The 15,769-nt window shown below is 72.0% G+C and carries 14 protein-coding genes; 3 read left to right on the forward strand and 11 right to left on the reverse strand.

Going from position 1 to position 15,769, the window contains the following annotated elements:
• Positions 1–2: 2 nt before the first annotated feature.
• The 3 genes from G7043_RS35765 (at position 3) to G7043_RS35775 (ending at position 4,183) form a co-directional block, all read left to right on the forward strand.
• Positions 3–623 carry a hypothetical protein gene (locus G7043_RS35765; RefSeq protein WP_166053092.1) on the forward strand — a complete coding sequence of 207 codons (621 nt, stop codon included), beginning with the start codon at positions 3–5 and terminating at the stop codon, positions 621–623.
• A gap of 282 nt (positions 624–905) precedes the next feature.
• Positions 906–2,393: an ABC transporter substrate-binding protein gene (locus tag G7043_RS35770; protein WP_166053093.1), complete on the forward strand. Its 1,488-nt coding sequence runs from the start codon at positions 906–908 to the stop codon at positions 2,391–2,393.
• Positions 2,393–4,183, forward strand: coding sequence for an ABC transporter permease subunit (locus tag G7043_RS35775; protein WP_166053094.1), 1,791 nt, complete (start codon positions 2,393–2,395; stop codon positions 4,181–4,183). Before G7043_RS35770 ends, G7043_RS35775 begins: the two co-directional genes overlap by 1 nt.
• A 2-nt stretch (positions 4,184–4,185) precedes the next feature.
• Here G7043_RS35775 and G7043_RS35780 read toward each other — a convergent pair whose 3' ends face one another.
• From G7043_RS35780 to G7043_RS35830, 11 genes are all read right to left on the reverse strand, one after another.
• Positions 4,186–4,740 (reverse strand): GNAT family N-acetyltransferase, encoded by a 555-nt coding sequence (locus tag G7043_RS35780; RefSeq protein WP_313888232.1) that lies wholly within the window; start codon positions 4,738–4,740, stop codon positions 4,186–4,188.
• Complete coding sequence (locus G7043_RS35785; protein ID WP_166053095.1) at positions 4,737–6,155, reverse strand: ABC transporter ATP-binding protein; 1,419 nt, start codon at positions 6,153–6,155, stop codon at positions 4,737–4,739. The genes G7043_RS35780 and G7043_RS35785 overlap by 4 nt, the downstream gene beginning before the upstream one ends.
• A complete protein-coding gene (locus G7043_RS35790) occupies positions 6,152–6,925 on the reverse strand; it encodes an ABC transporter permease (protein WP_313888233.1) in 774 nt (257 codons plus the stop codon). Before G7043_RS35790 ends, G7043_RS35785 begins: the two co-directional genes overlap by 4 nt.
• Positions 6,922–7,875, reverse strand: coding sequence for an ABC transporter permease (locus G7043_RS35795; RefSeq protein ID WP_166053096.1), 954 nt, complete (start codon positions 7,873–7,875; stop codon positions 6,922–6,924). The genes G7043_RS35790 and G7043_RS35795 overlap by 4 nt, the downstream gene beginning before the upstream one ends.
• Positions 7,863–9,386 (reverse strand): ABC transporter substrate-binding protein, encoded by a 1,524-nt coding sequence (locus G7043_RS35800; RefSeq protein WP_166053097.1) that lies wholly within the window; start codon positions 9,384–9,386, stop codon positions 7,863–7,865. The genes G7043_RS35795 and G7043_RS35800 overlap by 13 nt, the downstream gene beginning before the upstream one ends.
• Positions 9,377–10,180 (reverse strand): class I SAM-dependent methyltransferase, encoded by an 804-nt coding sequence (locus tag G7043_RS35805; protein ID WP_166053098.1) that lies wholly within the window; start codon positions 10,178–10,180, stop codon positions 9,377–9,379. The genes G7043_RS35800 and G7043_RS35805 overlap by 10 nt, the downstream gene beginning before the upstream one ends.
• Positions 10,177–11,313 carry an MFS transporter gene (locus G7043_RS35810; RefSeq protein WP_390828883.1) on the reverse strand — a complete coding sequence of 379 codons (1,137 nt, stop codon included), beginning with the start codon at positions 11,311–11,313 and terminating at the stop codon, positions 10,177–10,179. The genes G7043_RS35805 and G7043_RS35810 overlap by 4 nt, the downstream gene beginning before the upstream one ends.
• Before the next feature lie 301 nt (positions 11,314–11,614).
• Entirely contained in the window at positions 11,615–12,643 is a 1,029-nt protein-coding gene (locus tag G7043_RS35815) for a dipeptide epimerase (RefSeq protein ID WP_166053100.1), read from the reverse strand.
• Positions 12,640–13,695, reverse strand: a complete 1,056-nt coding sequence (locus tag G7043_RS35820) for a PLP-dependent cysteine synthase family protein (RefSeq protein ID WP_166053250.1) — start codon at positions 13,693–13,695, stop codon at positions 12,640–12,642. The genes G7043_RS35815 and G7043_RS35820 overlap by 4 nt, the downstream gene beginning before the upstream one ends.
• Positions 13,695–14,483: a Rossmann-like domain-containing protein gene (locus G7043_RS35825; protein WP_166053101.1), complete on the reverse strand. Its 789-nt coding sequence runs from the start codon at positions 14,481–14,483 to the stop codon at positions 13,695–13,697. The genes G7043_RS35820 and G7043_RS35825 overlap by 1 nt, the downstream gene beginning before the upstream one ends.
• Positions 14,480–15,721: an ATP-grasp domain-containing protein gene (locus G7043_RS35830; RefSeq protein WP_166053102.1), complete on the reverse strand. Its 1,242-nt coding sequence runs from the start codon at positions 15,719–15,721 to the stop codon at positions 14,480–14,482. The genes G7043_RS35825 and G7043_RS35830 overlap by 4 nt, the downstream gene beginning before the upstream one ends.
• Positions 15,722–15,769: the final 48 nt, after the last annotated feature.

The following is a 15,769-nucleotide window of genomic DNA, read 5'->3' on the forward strand; positions in this document are numbered from 1 at the left end:
TCATGTCCAGGGACAGGTTCAAACTGGCCGAGATCGCCCAGAAGCACTGGGTGCGCGACGGCGAGCAGATCGTGTGGGCCGTCGAACGCAAAGGCCACGTCGGCTCAGCGGGCAAGGCACCGCACGCGCTCGCCGGCGAGGTGCCCCAGGCCGAGATCATCGAGCCCGAGTGGCCGTTGCCGACCACCGCCGTGAGCAGCGGCCGGTTCTGCACCGACGAGTGGGCCCACGACCCGGCCGTGTGGGGCTGGGCGCACGCGCAAAGTCCAGCCCAGGTCGCGGTGCGCTGGGCCGACCTGTTCACCGCGGGACGAGACGAGTGCTGGCTGCTGCTGAGCAACCAGCGGCTGGGGCTCGTGGTGGAGGGTGAGGTGCTGGAGCCTGACCGCGGGGGCCTGTTCGGCCGGGGGCGGGGGTCCCAGCGCGAGGTCGCTCCGTTGGTCACGTGGTGGGAGGCCCCGGTCGGCGTGGCCAGGCGGTTCCTGGCCGTGCCGCTGGGCAGGCAGGTGCGGCCGGAGTGGTTCGTGCGCGTCGAGTTCGCCGACGGCTCCGCCTTCGACTTCCGGGACCCGCAGGCTGAGCAGTCCGTCCGAACGGCTTACGCCAACCTGACGAGTTCGTAGCCACAACCTCAAGGGTTCGCTAAGTCAGCTGTGCTCGGCGTCACATCGCCCCTAACCTCGTTTCATGAAGCTGCTGCTGTGGTTCGGGCTGGCGTGCATGTGTGCGCTCAGCGGTGACCACGTGCTCGCGGCCGTCACGATGCTGCTGCTCGCAGGCTGCGCGACGGACCGCGTGCGCTACTGATCAGGGTGTCACGTGACGTGCAACTCGTGGACTAGATGCAAATGATTGTCATGAGCTAGCGTCCTGTTGTTCACGCTCTCAAGACGACAGGACGCTCCATGCACCCCCGCGCGCCCATGGCCGCCCTCGGACTGATCGCCGTTTCGGTACTTCTCACCGGATGCTTCGCGTCCGGGGCGGGGGAGCCGGCCGGTGAGGCGAGAATCAAGCTGGCCATGATGCAGCCGCCGCGGTCGGGCCTGTCGCCGTTCAGCGACGACGCGTTCAAGCTGTCGCGCTGGTCCACCGCGGAGACGCTGGTGACGCTGGACGCCAACGGGGACGCCCGTCCGGGGCTCGCCACCGAGTGGCGGCGCGCCTCGGACACCGCCTGGGAGTTCACCGTCCGGCCGGGGGTGAGCTTTCACGACGGCAGCACCCTGACCGCCGCGGTCGCCGCGAACTCCCTCACCAGGGCGACCAAGGCAGTGCCGAAGCCGCGCATCCTCGACGGTGTCGCGCTGAGCGCGACGGTGGCGGGGGAGAAGCTCGTCGTCGCGACCGAGACGCCGGATCCGTTGCTGCCGCAGCGGTTGTCGTCACCTCAACTGTCCATTTTGGCCGAAAGCGCGTACGCGGCGGACGGCAAGGCCAGCCCGGTGGGCACCGGCAGCGGTCCGTTCCGGCTGGTGCGGCTCGACGGGACCACGAGCGCCGCCCTCGACCGCTTCGACGGCTACTGGGGCGAGAAGGCGAAGGCCGCGGGGATCGACGTGTCCTTCGTGCCGGACGGCACCGCGCGGGCGGCGGCGATCCGCAGCGGGGAGGCGCACATCGCCGAGGCGGTCCCGGTGTCGCAGGCGGCACTGCTCGACGCGCAGACCATCAGCGAGGTGCCGATGCCGCGCACCAACACGGTGTACCTCAACACGAAGTCCGGTCCCTTCGCCGATCCGGCCGTGCGCGCCGCCGTGCGAGAGACGATCAACCGCGGCCAGATCGTCAGCAGCGTCTACGAGAACCGCGCCGACGTGGCCAAGGGACTGCTCGGGCCGGCCCTGCCGTGGACCGTGCAGGCCCGCAAGGAACTGACCGGCCGCACCGCCGCCGGGCGGGCGAACGGGGCCACGATCACGCTGGCGACCTTCACCGACCGCGCGGAACTGCCCGAGGTCGCCTCGATCGTCCAGCAACAGCTCCAGGACGCCGGGTTCAAGGTGAACCAGGTCGTGCGCGAGTACGCCCACATCGAGCAGGACATGCTGGCGGGCAAGTTCGACGCGTTCATCCTGTCCAGGGCGACCGTGCTCGACTCCGGTGACCCGGTCGCCTACCTGAAGTCGGACTTCACCTGCGCCGGCTCGTTCAACATCGCGCGGCTGTGCGACGAGACCGTCGACGCGGCGGTGCGCAAGGCGGAGGCCGCCGATGCCGGTGACCAGCGTCGTGCGGCGATCCTCGAGGCGGAAGCGGCCGTGCTGCGCACCGACGCGGCCATCCCGATGCTGCACGAACGCGTGATCCAGGGTGACGCCCCCTCGGTCGCCGGCTCGGTGAAGGATCCGCGGGAGCGGACGCTCGTCACCGCAGCCACGCACGTGAAGTGATGGCGGAACCGTTGCGCGGACGCGCGGGAGTCGCGTTCTCCCGGCTCGGCGCGCTCGCGCTGATCACGGTCGTGGTGGGACTGCTGCCGTGGCTGTCCGGGCGCGATCCGGCGTTGTCCGTGCTGCGGGCGCTGTCGGCCGAGCAGGAGCCGACGCCGGAGGCCCTGGCCGCGGTGCGCCGGCAGCTCGGGCTCGACGCCGGGCCCGTCGACATGCTCACCGGTTGGCTGTCCGGACTGCTGCGCGGCGACCTCGGCCGGTCCTGGATCAACGGCGCCGAGGTGCTGCCGGCCGTGCTGTCCGGGCTCGGGGTCTCGCTGACCCTGATGGTCGCGGCACTGGTCGTCGCTTTCCTGGTGTCGTCCGCGCTGTGCCTGCCGGTCCTGCTGCGGGGCGCCCGTGACGGTGCCGCCGGAGGGACCGGTGCCGCGGGGGCGGCGCTCGCCGCGCTGCCCGAGTTCCTGCTCGCCGCGGTGCTGCTGGTGACCCTGTCCGTGTGGCTCGGGTGGTTCCCGCCGTACGGCTGGGACGGTCCGCATCACCTGGTGCTGCCCGCGCTCGCACTCGGCGTCCCCGCGGGCGCCGTGCTGGGCACGCTGTTCGCCGACGCTCTTCCCGCGGTCCTCCAGGAACCCTGGGTGGGTGTGTGGCGGTCGTGGGGTTGCGGCCGCTCGGTTCTCGTCCGGGGTGTCCTGCGGCGCGCGTTGCCTCCTTTGCTGCCTCAGGCCGGCCTGGTCGTGGTCGGCCTGACCGGCGGCGCCGTGGCGGTGGAGGCGGTCTTCGCCATCCCCGGCATCGGCAGGACGGCGCTGGGTGCGGCGCGGGCGCAGGACGTGCCGATGCTGCAGGGTTGTGTGCTCGCACTCGTCCTGCTGGGGCTGGTGGCCGGTGCAGCCGTCGGTCTGGTGCGCCGGCGGATGCTGGGCCCCGCGCTGCGCGATGCCGCCCTGTCTCTGCCCGCGCAGTCCCGATGGGAGCCGAACCGGTGGCACGTCGTCGTTCCGGCGGCGAGCGTGACGCTGACGGCGGCGGTGATCGGCTGGGGCCTCACGCGCGACCCTCTGCGGATCGACCCGGTGGCCCGGCTCGGATCACCGAGCTGGGCACACCCGCTGGGCACGGACGGACTCGGTCGCGACGTCCTGGCGCGCGTCGCGCACGGCGCACCGGCGACGGTCGGGGTGGCTGCCGCTGTCTGCGTGTGCTCCTACGTGATCGCCGTGGCCATCGGGTTCCTGCCGGGCTTCGCGCGAGGCGCGGCGGAGGCGGCGAACGCGGTGCCGCCGGTGATCGCCGGCATCCTCGTGGCCGCGGTGCTGGGCCCCGGCACGTTCGGCGCCTCGCTCGCCGTCGCACTGGTCTCGTGGCCCGCGCTGGCCGCGCACGCCGCCGCGTTGGTGGAACAGACGCGGGCGTCCACGCACATCAAGGCACATCGCGCACTCGGCGGGACACCGTCGCGGATCGAGCTCCGGCACGTGCTCCCGGCGGTCGCGGACCCGGTCGCCCGCAACGCCGTGCTCCGCCTGCCCGGCATCGCACTGGCCCTCGCCTCGCTGGGCTTCCTCGGGCTCGGCACCCAGCCACCCGCGCCGGAGTGGGGCCTGATGCTGGCCGAGTCGCTGCCCTACGTCGAGCGGGCGCCGTTCGCGGCGTTGAGCCCCGCGGTGATGTTGCTGCTCGTCGCCGTGTTCACGATGTCGTTGTCCGCCTTGCTCAGCTCGGGATGGCGGCCTGATCGGGTCGTGCGTGGAAACCGCCGCCGGGCAACGGTTTCCACGCGCGACTGAGGTCACCTGGCGAACGCCGGGACGGGGATCTCGAAGTGCACCGTCTGGTTGCGGTCGGGATCACCGTCGCGCGCGTCGCACACCTCGACCGCGACCGAGCGCCAGAACGCCTCGGCACCGGGCACGCGGGTGTCGGTGTGCAGGTAGATCTGTTCGTAGCCGGGGGTTTCGGCGATGAACCGGACCGCGGCGTCGACCAGCGCACGGGCCAGGCCGAGGCGCCGGTGCGACGGCCGGACGTACACCCGGAACAGCTGCGCGGTCCGGTCGCCCGAGTAGCGCTCGGCGAGCCAGGCCGGATGGGGCGGGCTCGCCGGTCCCTGCGCCCGCACGGCCGTGGTGCCCACGACCTCGTCGCCGTCGACCGCGACGAACAGCGCGTGCCGGGGCGTGTCCAGGTAGGTGCCGGCCAGGTCGATCACGTCGGTGTGCCACTGGGGGCGGTAGCCGTGGCCGAACTCGCGGTAGAAGGTGTCCAGCATGACGCTGCGGGCCCCCGGCAGGTCGGCGTGAGTCGCCAACCGCACCTCGAGGGATCCCTTGTGGTGCTTGTTCACTGCATCCTCTCTTTCGCGCCGTCGAGGGTCGTCGCCACCGGGCCGTGCGCGACGACCCGTCCTTCGTGGAGCACGACCACCCGGTCGGCGAGGCGGGCCACGACCTCGAGGTCGTGGCTGATCAGCACGAGCGCGCACGGCACGCTCGCGAGCAGGTCGAGCAACCCGGCGCGGGTCACCGCGTCGAGGCCCGAGGTGATCTCGTCGCACACGAGCACCTCGGGTTCGGCGAGCAGGGCGCGCACGAGCGCGGCTCGTTGGAGCTCGCCGCCGGACAGTCCGCGCGGCAGGCGCAGCACCGTTTCCTCGTCCAGGCCCACCCGGACCAGGGCGGTGAGCGCCGACGCACGGGCCTCGGCGGGACGGGCGCCGCGCAGCCGCACCGCCGTCCGGGCGACCTGGTCCAGCACGGTGCGATGCTCGTCGAACGAGCCCCGCGCGTCCTGGAACACGTACTGCACGGCGGCCAGAGCCGTCCGCGACCGGCGGCGCAGCGACCTGGCGAGCGGCCGGTCGTGCAGCAACACCTCGCCGGTTGCCTGCTGGTGCAGACCCGCGAGGCAACGGCCGAGAGTCGTCTTGCCGCTGCCGGAGCGGCCGACGACCGCCAGGCGTTCACCGATCTCCAGGTCCACGTCGTGCAGGACGGTGGCGTTGCGGTAGCGGGCGGTCAGGCCGCGCACCCGCAGCCGTGGCGCCCGTTCGGGAACCTCGGCGGACATCGGCGGCGCGGTGTCGAGCAGCGCGCGGGTGTACTCGTCGCGGGGATCGGTCAGCAGTTCGCGCGCGGGACCGGCTTCGACGACGCGTCCCGCGCGCAGCACCACGATCTCGTCGGCGAGTGCCCGCACCACCTCGACGTCGTGGGTCAGCAGCACGAGTGCGACGCCCTGGGCGACGACGGCGGCGAGTTCGTCCACGACCTCGGCGCGGGTCAGCGCGTCCTGCCCGGTGGTGGGTTCGTCGGCCACCAGCACCGCCGGGTCGCCGACCAACGCCTGGGCGAGCACCACGCGTTGCTGCTGGCCGCCGGAGAGCTGGTGCGGATAGCGGCGCAGCAGGTCGGCCGGCACCCGTGCCCGGCGCAGCGCCGTGTCCACGAGTTCGCCGGGATCACCGTCGTGCAGCGCGGCCACCTCGCGGAACACGGAACCCAGCCGGCGCACCGGGTTGAGCGCGGACGCCGGTTGCTGCGGTACGAAGCCGACGCGCCCGTGCACCTCGACGCGTCCACTGACCGTGACGCCGGGGGAGTGCTCGCCGAGCAGAGCCAGCCCCGTGGTGGTCTTGCCGCTGCCCGACGCGCCGACCAGGGCCAGCACCCGGCCCGCGGACAACGCGAAGCTGACGCCGTCGAGCAGCACGTGCCCGTTCGCCTCGGCCCGCAGGTCCTCGACGTGCACGACCGGGGTCATGTCCGCACCTTCCTCAGCGCGCGGTCGAACACCAGGTTCAGCCCGACGGACAACGCGACGATCAGCAACGCGGGCACCACCACGGTCAGCGGCTGCAGGAACAACCCACCCCGGTTGCGGTCCACCATCACGGCCCAGTCCGCCGCGTCGGGCGGTACCCCGACACCGAGGAAACTGGCCGACGCCACCAGGTACAGCGCCGCGGTGAGCCGGACGCCGACGTCGGCGGCGAGCGTGCGCAGCATCGACCGTCCGGTGTAGACGATCGACGTCTGCCACCACGACTCGCCCTGCATGCGCATCGCCTCCAGGGCGGGCCGTCCCGAGATTTCGAGTGCCGCCGCGCGGGAAAGCCGGGCGACGTCGGGAAAGTTGACGAGCGTGACCACGCCGATCAGCACCGGGAGGCCCTGTCCCGCGATGGCGGCCACGAGGATCAGCACCAGCAGTGACGGCACCGCCAGCAGCACGTCGAGCGGCCTCATCAGCACCTCGTCGACCAGCCGCAGCCGGGTGGTGGCCGCGAGGACGCCGTAGGGCACCCCGGCCAGGTACGAGAACGCCGTGGCGATCAACGCCACCAGCACGACCGTCTGGCCACCCGCGAGCACCTGGTACCAGGCGTCGCGACCCACGAAGTCGGTGCCCAGCAAGCCCAACGGCATGAAAGGCGCACTGCGGGTTTGCTGCTCCGGCACGAACAGCGGACCCAGCAGCGCCAACGCCAGCGGTACCGCGATCAGCAGTCCGCCGATGCCCGCCCGTTTCACGCGACCACCTCCGCGCGCGGTGCCAGCCGGAACGCCACCAGGTCGGCCAGCAGGTTCACGGCCACCGTGGTGACGGCGAAGACCACGGCCAGGCCCTGGATCACCGGCAGGTCGCGGGCGGCCACGGCGTCCACCAGAACGGTGCCCAGGCCGGGGATCACGAACACCGCCTCGACGACGATCACCCCGCCCAGCAACCAGTCCGTGGTGCGCGCGACCTGCTGGACGGCCGGCGCCAGCGCGTTCGGCAGCGCGTGCGCGAACCGCACCCGCGTCTCGCCGATGCCCAGCCGCCGGGCGTGGCGCACGTAGTCCGACGCGAGGGCGTCCACCATGCCCGCGCGCACCAGGCGGCTGATCGAGCAGATCGGCCGGGCCAGCAGCACCACCAGCGGCAGCACCAGCACCGCGGGCTGGGCGAACAGATCCGCGCCGACAGCCGTCGGTGGCAGCCACGCGAGCTGCACGCCGAACACCGCGATCAGCACCACGGCGAGCGCGAACTCGGGGATCGAGTGCAGCGCCACGCTGATCGACGTCAACGCCCGGTCCAGCAGGCTGCCCTCGCGCAACGCGGCCAGCACACCGACCAGCACCGAGATCGGGACCAGCAGCACCAGGGTCAGCGCCGCCAGCACGAGCGTCGGGCCGATCCCGCCGGACAGGAAGTCCGCGACCGGCCGCCCGGACACCAGCGACACGCCGAAGTCCAGTCGTGGCAACCCGACCAGCCACTCCACGAACCGCTCGGGCGCCGGACGGTCGAGGCCCATGGCCGCGCGGATCTGGGCGATCCGCGCGGGGTCCGGGTTGTCGCCCGCCAGTGCCACCGCCGCGTCTCCCGGCAGCGCCTGGACGAGCAGGAACACCAGGGTGACGACGGCGAGCACCTGCACCAGCCCGAGCGCGATCCGCCGGGCCGTGTAGGACGCGAGGCTCAACCCAGCCACACCTTGTCGAAGCGGGCCCAGTCGAGCGTGTTGGCGGGTGCGGTGGAGATCCCGCCGACGTTCGGCTTCGCGCCCACGATCCAGTCGGCGAAGCCCCACATCAGGTAGCCGCCCTCGGCGTGCAGCACCTGCTGCATCTCCCGGTACGCCGCTTCGCGCGCGCCCTGGTCCGAAGTGGACACCGCCTTCTCGTAGAGCGCGTCGAACTCCGGCCGGTTCCACTTGGTCACGTTGGTGCCCGCTCCCTTGAGCAGGCGTTGCGCGATGTGGGTCTCGATGGGCATGGCACCGGAGCGGAAACTCGACAGCGAGCCGTTCTTGAGCGTGTCGGCCCAGTAGCTGTCCTTGTTGCCCTGGACGACCTCGATGGTCAGGCCGGAACCCTTGGCCTGGTCGGCGAACACGGTGGCGGCCTCGACCATCCCGGCCGCGGCGGTGGACGTGTCGAGCTTGACCACCAGGCCCTCGGCGCCGGCCTTGCGGATCAGGAACTTCGCCTTGTCCAGGTCGCGCTGCCGCTGGGGGATGTCGCCGGCGTAGTGCTGGTAGTCCTTGCCGAACAGGTCGTTGCCCACCTGGCCGCTGCCCGCGAGCACCGACTCCACCAGCTGCGGCCGGTCGGCGAGCAGGAACAGCGCCTCCCGCAGGTCGCGGTTGTCGAACGGCGGCCGGTCCAGCTTCATGGCGAACGCCTGCACGGCGCTGTTGGGGGAGCGGTGGATCGCCATCCGGTCGCCCGAGGCGTGGCTGCGCGCGGTGGTCGGCGTCAGGTCGTGCGCGTACTCGACCTGGCCGCCCAGCAACGCGTTGGTGCGCGCGGACTCCTCGTTGGCGATCACGAACTCCAGCTCGTCGAGCAGCGGCGCGCCCTCCCAGTAGTCGGGGTTCCGCTTGAGCAGCACGGACCTGCCCGGCTCGAACGACACGAAGCTGAACGCGCCCGATCCGACAGGCTTGGCGAAGTCCTCGGCGCCCTCGGGAACGATGTACGCGCCGAACGCCGCGAGGGCGTTGGGGAACTCGGAGAACGGCCGCTTCAGCGCGAACTCCACGGTGCGGTCGTCGACCGCGCGGCTGTTCGGCAGGTCGATCAGCGCGAGGCTCGACTTGGCGCGGAACGCGCGGTTCGGGTCGAGGATGCGCGCATAGCTGGCGAGCACGTCCTGGGCGCGGACCGGTCTGCCGTCGTGGAACTTGGCCTGGCGCAAGGTGATCCGCCAGCGGGTGAGGTCCGCGTTCGGCTCCCACTTCTCGGCGAGGCGTGGCTGCGGCGACACGTCGTTGCCGAGGTCCGCGAGCTTGTCGAACATCGCCTTGGACCGCGCGGCCTCGACGAACAGGTTGGCCAGGTGCGGGTCGAGGACCTCCTTGGCGCCACCGCCCGCGAAGGCGGCGCGAAGCCTGCCACCGGTGCGGGGCGCGGCGGCAGGGCCGGTCGGGGTGCCGCACCCGGCGAGGGTGACGACCGTCAGGCCGGTGAGGCCGAGGAAACCGCGGCGGTTCAGGGACATGCTGGTTCCTTTCCGGGGTGCCCGCTTCGGCGGAGGCGGGCCACGAGGTGGAGACGGTCGCCGGACAGCGCTGTGCTCAGCGGGGCGTCGGCGGTCCAGGGCTGGTCGGTGCGCGGGCCGGGGGAGTCGAACAGGGCGAGGACGTCGAACCCGGCGAGGTCGAGCAGGTGGCGCAGCTCCTGGGGGAACAGCAGCCGCCAGGCCGACCGCTGCACCAGCGGTTCGGTGCCGGCCCACTCCCAGGTGCGGCGGCGGCGCAACAACTGTTCGGCGTGGTCGATCCACAGCTCGGTGTGCGAGGTGTACTCGGTACCTCGCCACGTCACCGAGCGGGTGCGCACGCCGTCGAGGAGTTCGGTGTTGCCGAGGAAGAACGCGCCGTTGCGCATCTCGGCGACCAGGAGGCCGTCGGCGTTGAGGTGCGTGCGGCACCGGGCCAGGAAGGCGTCGAGGTCGGCGTTGGTGTGGCAGTACAGCATCGCGCTGTCCAGACACGTGATCACGTCGAAGCGGCGGCCGAGGTCGAACGACCGCATGTCGGCCAGCGCCACGTCGACCGCCGGGTGGTGTTCCCGCACGTGCGCGAGCATGGCCTCCGAGCTGTCCAGTCCGGCGACGCGATAACCGTTGCGGGACAACCACCCCGCGTCGCGCCCGGTCCCGCAGCCGATGTCGAGCAGGTCCCGCCCGCCGTCGAACCTCGTGACGATGTCGTGCACGAACCGGGCCGCACTGTGTTCGGGATCGGGGAACTGGTGCTCGTACAGCTCGGGGTTGTCGGTGAGCAGGTTCATCGAACGACCTCCGGCTGTGGTGGCGTGAGCGCGCCGCGGCGGTGCAGCCAGAAGACGCCCGCGGCGCAGGCGAGGCCGACCACGACGCACAGCAGTGACGCGAACCGGTCACCGAACCCGATCACCCACCCGATCGCGGCGTTGCCGAGGGCGGCGGCCAGCCCGGATCCCAGGTAGAACACGCCGAAGTGGGTGCCGGCCAGACTGTCCGGGCCGAACGAGGGGATCAGGTCGTAGACCAGGGGATGCGCGATCATCACGCCGGCCGCGAGCGCGAGCGTGGCGACGAGCACCGGCACGAGTCCGGACCACAGCGCCGGCGCGACGAATCCCGCACCCATGACGGCGAGCCCCGCCGCGATCACCGGTCCGCGTTCCCGGTTCTTCAGCAAGCGCGTGATGCGGACCTGGAACAGCAGCGTGGCGACCGTGGAGACGATGAACAGCGCGGCGACCACGCTCGCGTTCCCGGTGGCTTCCTGTGCCTGGATCGGCAGCAGCAGGTAAAGCTGGTTCTGCAGCACGAAAATCCCGCTGAGCACACACGTGAACGCCACGAACCGCCGGTTCGCCAGACACTCGCGCCAGTCGCCGAGGATCGTCCCGCCCCGGCGCGCGGCCGGTCGCTTCGGCAGCACCACGGCCTGGGCGACGGTCAGCACCGCGAAGATCCCGGCGGCGACCACCGCGGAGACCCGGAAGTCCCACAGCAGCAACACGCTGCCGAGCACCGGCCCGCACAGCGCACCCGCCTGGGCGTAGACGTTGAACCGGGCGAACGCCTCGGCGCGCGCTTCTCCCGCCTCCAACGCGATGTACGCCCGCACCGCCGGGTTGAACAGCGCCCCCGCCAGCCCGCTGAGCACCGACGCGGCCAGCACCACGGCGAACGACTCACCGATCGCGAACAGCCCGAACCCCACCGCGCGCAGCGCGCAGCCGGCGAGGATGGCGGTCCGCGGTCCGAGCCGGTCCGACACGGTGCCGCCCACCAGGAACAGGCCCTGCTGACTCAGCGTCCGCACCCCGAGCACCACGCCGATCACCGCGGCGGACATCCCGAGGCCGCCCAAATGCGCGGCGAGGTAAGGAATAAGCAGATAAAACCCGGTGTTGACAGCGAACTGGTTCACCAGCAACAACCGCACCGGCAACGCGAACCGCTTCATCGCCGCCCCACATCCAGACCTGGCGTCTCACACGGTCGCCGGTAGTTGTGCGGCACAAGGACTTGCATGGAAGACGACGTCATTCGAGTGAAGCGGCACCACGGCGAGCGCGCTCCGTAATCCCCGCCTGCCTGCCAATGTGCACGCGGGGACCTTTCGTTCGCTCCAGTAGTACGAAAGGGCCCCGCGTGCCGAAAAGTGGGGCTGGTGGGGGCCTTGTGGGTGAATGGGTGGCGGTGCGGTGGCAACTGCGGGGACGGGTGGGTCATCGGCGGGTCACCCCCAGGCCCGGGGTGCTGGAGAGGTGCAGGGTGCCGGTTTCGCCGCCGATGCCTGACCAGGGGTCGTGGGACAGCAGCAGGTGGCCGTCCAGGTCGGCCCACCTGGCGTGGCCGGCGAGGTGGACGGCGGGCGCGATGCCGAGTGAGCTGGCGACCAGGCAGCCGAGCATCACGTCCAAGCGGGCGTCACGGGCGGCTGAGACGATGTCCAGCGCGGGTCGCAGGCCGCCGCACTTGGCGAGCTTGATGTTGACGGCGTCCACCGCGCCCGCCAGCTTCCGCACGTCGGCGACCGTGGCGGCGTCCTCGTCGGCGATCAGCGGTGCCGGGCAACGTTCGCGGATCCACGCCAGCGCGTCCGGGTCACCGGGCGGGATCGGTTGCTCCACCGCGTCGAGCACGACACCGGCGGAGGTGAGTCGTTCCACCACCTTCACCGTCTCGTCCGGGCTCCAGCCACCGTTGGGGTCGAGCACCAGCCGGGCGTCCGGCGCGGCGGCGCGGACCGCGGTCACGGTGGCCACGTCCCGTTCCGGATCGGCGCCCGCCTTGACCTTGAGCACGGAGAACCCGCGTCCGGTCAGCGCGGCGGCCTGCGCAGCGGCGTCGTCCGGCGTGGTGATGCCGATGGTGTACGCGGTCGGGGTGTCGTGCCAGACCGGAACCCCGGCGAGAACGTGCACCGGCACGTCACGGCGCAGCCCGAGCAGGTCGTGCAACGCCGCGTCGACCGCCGCCCGCACACCGGCCGGCAGCGCCGAGTCCGCGTGCAGGAGGTCGAGAGCGACCGACGGGGACTCCGCGCCGGCGAGCACCGGCCGCAGACCGTCCAAAAAGGACGTGATCGCAGCGACGTCGAGCTGGTAGTAGGTGCTGGTCACCACTTCGCCGTGGCCCTGCTGACCGTCGTGCTCCACGACGACCCGCACGGCGTCGCGGCGTGACATCACGGAACGGGAGATGCGCAGAGGCGTGCCCAGTTCGAGGCCGTAGACCTCCCAACGAAGCTTCATGTGAGCACCACCGCCTTGGGCGCGACGACCGAACGGCAGCGCGTCCAGCCCGTCGCCTCGACCCGGTGGGCGTCACCGATCTCCACCGGCCGGTCGGAGGCGGCCCCGATCAGGCCGCGGGTGTGGCAGAAGTCGTCGTCGAAGATCGTGCCGAGGTAGCGGTGCGGACCGTCCGGGAAGATCGTCGCCACCACCGCACCGGGCTCGACCCTGGCCGCCCACGCGGCGACCAGCGCGACGGCGCCGCTGCTCCAGCCGCCGGTGACGAAGGCGTCCCTGGCGAGCCGGCGGCAGGCGTCCACCACCTCGACCGGACCCAGCCAGTGCACCTCGTCGAACTCGGCGTAGGCCACGTTGCGCGGGTGGATGCTGCTGCCGAGTCCGCGCATCACCCTGGCCCGCGCGGGTTGTCCGAAGATCGTGGAGCCGACGGTGTCCACGCCGATCAGCCGCACGCCCGGCCAGTACCGGCGCAGCTCCCGCACGACTCCGGCGCTGTGCCCGCCGGTGCCCACGCTGCACACCAGGACGTCGACCGGGTCCAGCTGCTCGACGAGCTCCCTGGCCAGTCCCGCGTAGCCGCGCGGGTTGTCCGGGTTGTTGTACTGGTCGGGCCAGTAGGCGTCCGGGAACTCGCGCAGCACCGCCTGGAGCCGGTCCAGCCGCGCCTGCTGCCAGCCGCCCACGGGATGCGGCCGATCCACCACCTCGAGCCGGGCCCCGTGCGCGCGCAGCAGGGCGCGCATCGACGGCTCCAGTTCGTTGTCCACCACCAGGACCACCGGGTGTCCGAACACCTGGCAGGCGAACGCGAGACCGAGCCCCAGCGTGCCGCTGGTGGACTCCACGACCACGGCGCCGGGACGCAGCTCGCCGCGTTCGCGAGCGGCGCGGAGCATCGACACGGCCGGCCGGGCTTTCATGCCGCCGGCGCTCAGGCACTCCAGCTTGGCCCAGAACCCGCCGTGCCGGTGGGGCAGCGGCGTGGTGATGCGGGTGACCGGGCTCTGGCCGAGCAGATCGAGCAGGTGCCGGTTCTGGCGCGGGATCATCACGACGGACGCTCCGTGTAGTGGTGGATCGTCGTGGGACCGCCGTCGAGCCAGAAGAACGGATACGGCTCAGCGGACACGGCCCGCACACCGCTGCCGATGAACCAGGGCAGGATCGCGGCGGCCGTCTGGGCGAACAGGACCATCGGCGTGCCCGCCGCGACAGCGCGCCGCAGCAACGGCTCGAACGTGCCGTTGCCGACCGTCATGCCCGAGGCCAGCACGAGGTCGCAGCCGTCCAGCTCCGCGTCGGTGGCGATCGGCTCGTCCCACTCGGTCCGGCCGCCCTTGAGGTCGCACGCCACGTAGGTCGCGCCGCGCTCGCGCAGGTGGTGCAGCAGCGAGTTGACCACACCGACCACCAGCACCCGGTCGCCCGGCGCGGGGTCCAGCAGGTCCACCACAGCCTCCGCGCGGGACATGGACTTGGTCAGGGAACTGCCGGGACCGACGGTGATGGACTTGGTGGCGGACAGGTGATGCGGCCGGGCGTGCGCGAGATAGGCGTCGAGCGCGGCGGTGCGGATGGCCGGGTTCGGGTGGTCGAGGAGTTCGAGCACCGTTGAACCGACACAGCCGTGCACCTCGTTGTCGGCGACGTCCTCCACCGCGCAGGAGCCGACCGCGTCCTCCACGCGGAGGCTGACGACGGTGTTGCGGTAGGACTGTCCGCGCGTGGCGTGCCGGGCGCCCTGTCTGGTGGTGAACCCGACGCTCACGGAGCACAGCGCCGGATCGGGACCCAGCCCGCCACCACGCACGAGTTCGACGAGGTCGGTGAGCGTCACGCGGGCTCCTCGGCGTAGTCGACGGACAGACCGCCCACGAGCTGCTCAGCCCGCGCCCGCGCGCCGAGACCGTCCGGGTCGGTCACGACGACGTGGCCGAGGTAGCTGTTGTTGCTGGTCGGGTCGCCCGCGCGGTGGCCGGGCGGCTTGAGCACCCACTCCACGACGTCCGGGGCCGGTTCGGCGCCGTTGATGGCGGCCACCAGCCCGGAGCGCGGCGGCAGGAGGAACGAGATCGCGGCGCTGCGCACCCCGGTGTCCGCCGGGCGCGGCTCAGGTCGTTCGCCCACAGCCAGTTGCGCGTACACGGCGGGAAGGTCGATGCCGGTCACCCGCCGGACCAGCTCCGTGATCTGGTTGCCGGCGGGACGCGGGTTGACCTCGACGAGTTTCGGGCCTTCCGGCGTCAGCTTGACCTCGGTGTGCGCGACGCAGCGGTCCAGGCCCAGCGCCTCGATCGCGGCGACGGCGACCGCCGCGGCCTCGGCGGTGGGCAGGTCGGCGGGGAACATGTGCCCGCTCTCCACGAACCACGGATCACCCGCGACGCTCTTGTCGGTGACGCCGACGACGTGCGTGGTGCCGTCCGCGGTGACGGTCTCCACGCTCACCTCGGGCCCGGTCAGGAGCTCCTCCACCAGCACGGTCCGCACCCTGGGCTGGTTGCGGGCGTTGACGGGGAACGCCTCCATCGCGGCGAACGCCTCGCGCAGCCCCGCCTCGTCGGTCACCTTGCGCACGTACATGCCGGCGCACAGGTCGACCGGCTTGACCACCAGCGGGTACCCCAGCTCCGCAGCGGCCTTGGCGAGTGCCGGCCAGTCCTCGGCGAGGGCGAACCGGGGACCGGGCACCCCCGCCTCGCGCAGGGTGGTGCGGGTGAGGTCCTTGCGGCAGGCCCGTTCGACCGCAAGGGGATCGGAACCGGGCAGGCCCAGGTGCGCGGCGACCCGCGCGGCGGTGGGGAGGTAGTAGTCGCACGAGGAGATCACGCCGTCGAAGCGCAGCACCGCGTGCAGGCGTTCGACGTGGTCGAGCAGGGCGGGCACGTCGTTGGTCTCCGCGGTCAGCACGTTGTCCGCGGCCAGCAACGGATGCGGGTGCGCGGGGGCGGCGCGCAGGTAGTGGTGCAGATCGCGGGTCATGAAGGTGAAGCGGTGCCCTGACTCGTTGATCGCCCTGGGCAGCAGCGAGCTCATCGCGCCGACCCAGCTCTCGATCATCAACAGGTGAGCCACATGTCCTCCTCGTCGGCCGCGACCCCCGCGGCGAGATTGAGGAACATG

The sequence above is a fragment of the Lentzea alba genome, from assembly GCF_011067745.1.
GTDB lineage: Bacteria > Actinomycetota > Actinomycetes > Mycobacteriales > Pseudonocardiaceae > Lentzea > Lentzea alba.

Bases quoted from the DNA above. Each gene is read 5' to 3' on its own strand.
- G7043_RS35765 (WP_166053092.1), top strand. From the start codon at position 3: ATGTCCAGGGACAGGTTCAAACTGGCCGAGATCGCCCAGAAGCACTGG.
- G7043_RS35770 (WP_166053093.1), top strand. From the start codon at position 906: ATGCACCCCCGCGCGCCCATGGCCGCCCTCGGACTGATCGCCGTTTCG.
- G7043_RS35775 (WP_166053094.1), top strand. From the start codon at position 2,393: ATGGCGGAACCGTTGCGCGGACGCGCGGGAGTCGCGTTCTCCCGGCTC.
- G7043_RS35785 (WP_166053095.1), bottom strand. From the start codon at position 6,155: ATGACCCCGGTCGTGCACGTCGAGGACCTGCGGGCCGAGGCGAACGGG.
- G7043_RS35800 (WP_166053097.1), bottom strand. From the start codon at position 9,386: ATGTCCCTGAACCGCCGCGGTTTCCTCGGCCTCACCGGCCTGACGGTC.
- G7043_RS35805 (WP_166053098.1), bottom strand. From the start codon at position 10,180: ATGAACCTGCTCACCGACAACCCCGAGCTGTACGAGCACCAGTTCCCC.
- G7043_RS35815 (WP_166053100.1), bottom strand. From the start codon at position 12,643: ATGAAGCTTCGTTGGGAGGTCTACGGCCTCGAACTGGGCACGCCTCTG.
- G7043_RS35820 (WP_166053250.1), bottom strand. From the start codon at position 13,695: ATGATCCCGCGCCAGAACCGGCACCTGCTCGATCTGCTCGGCCAGAGC.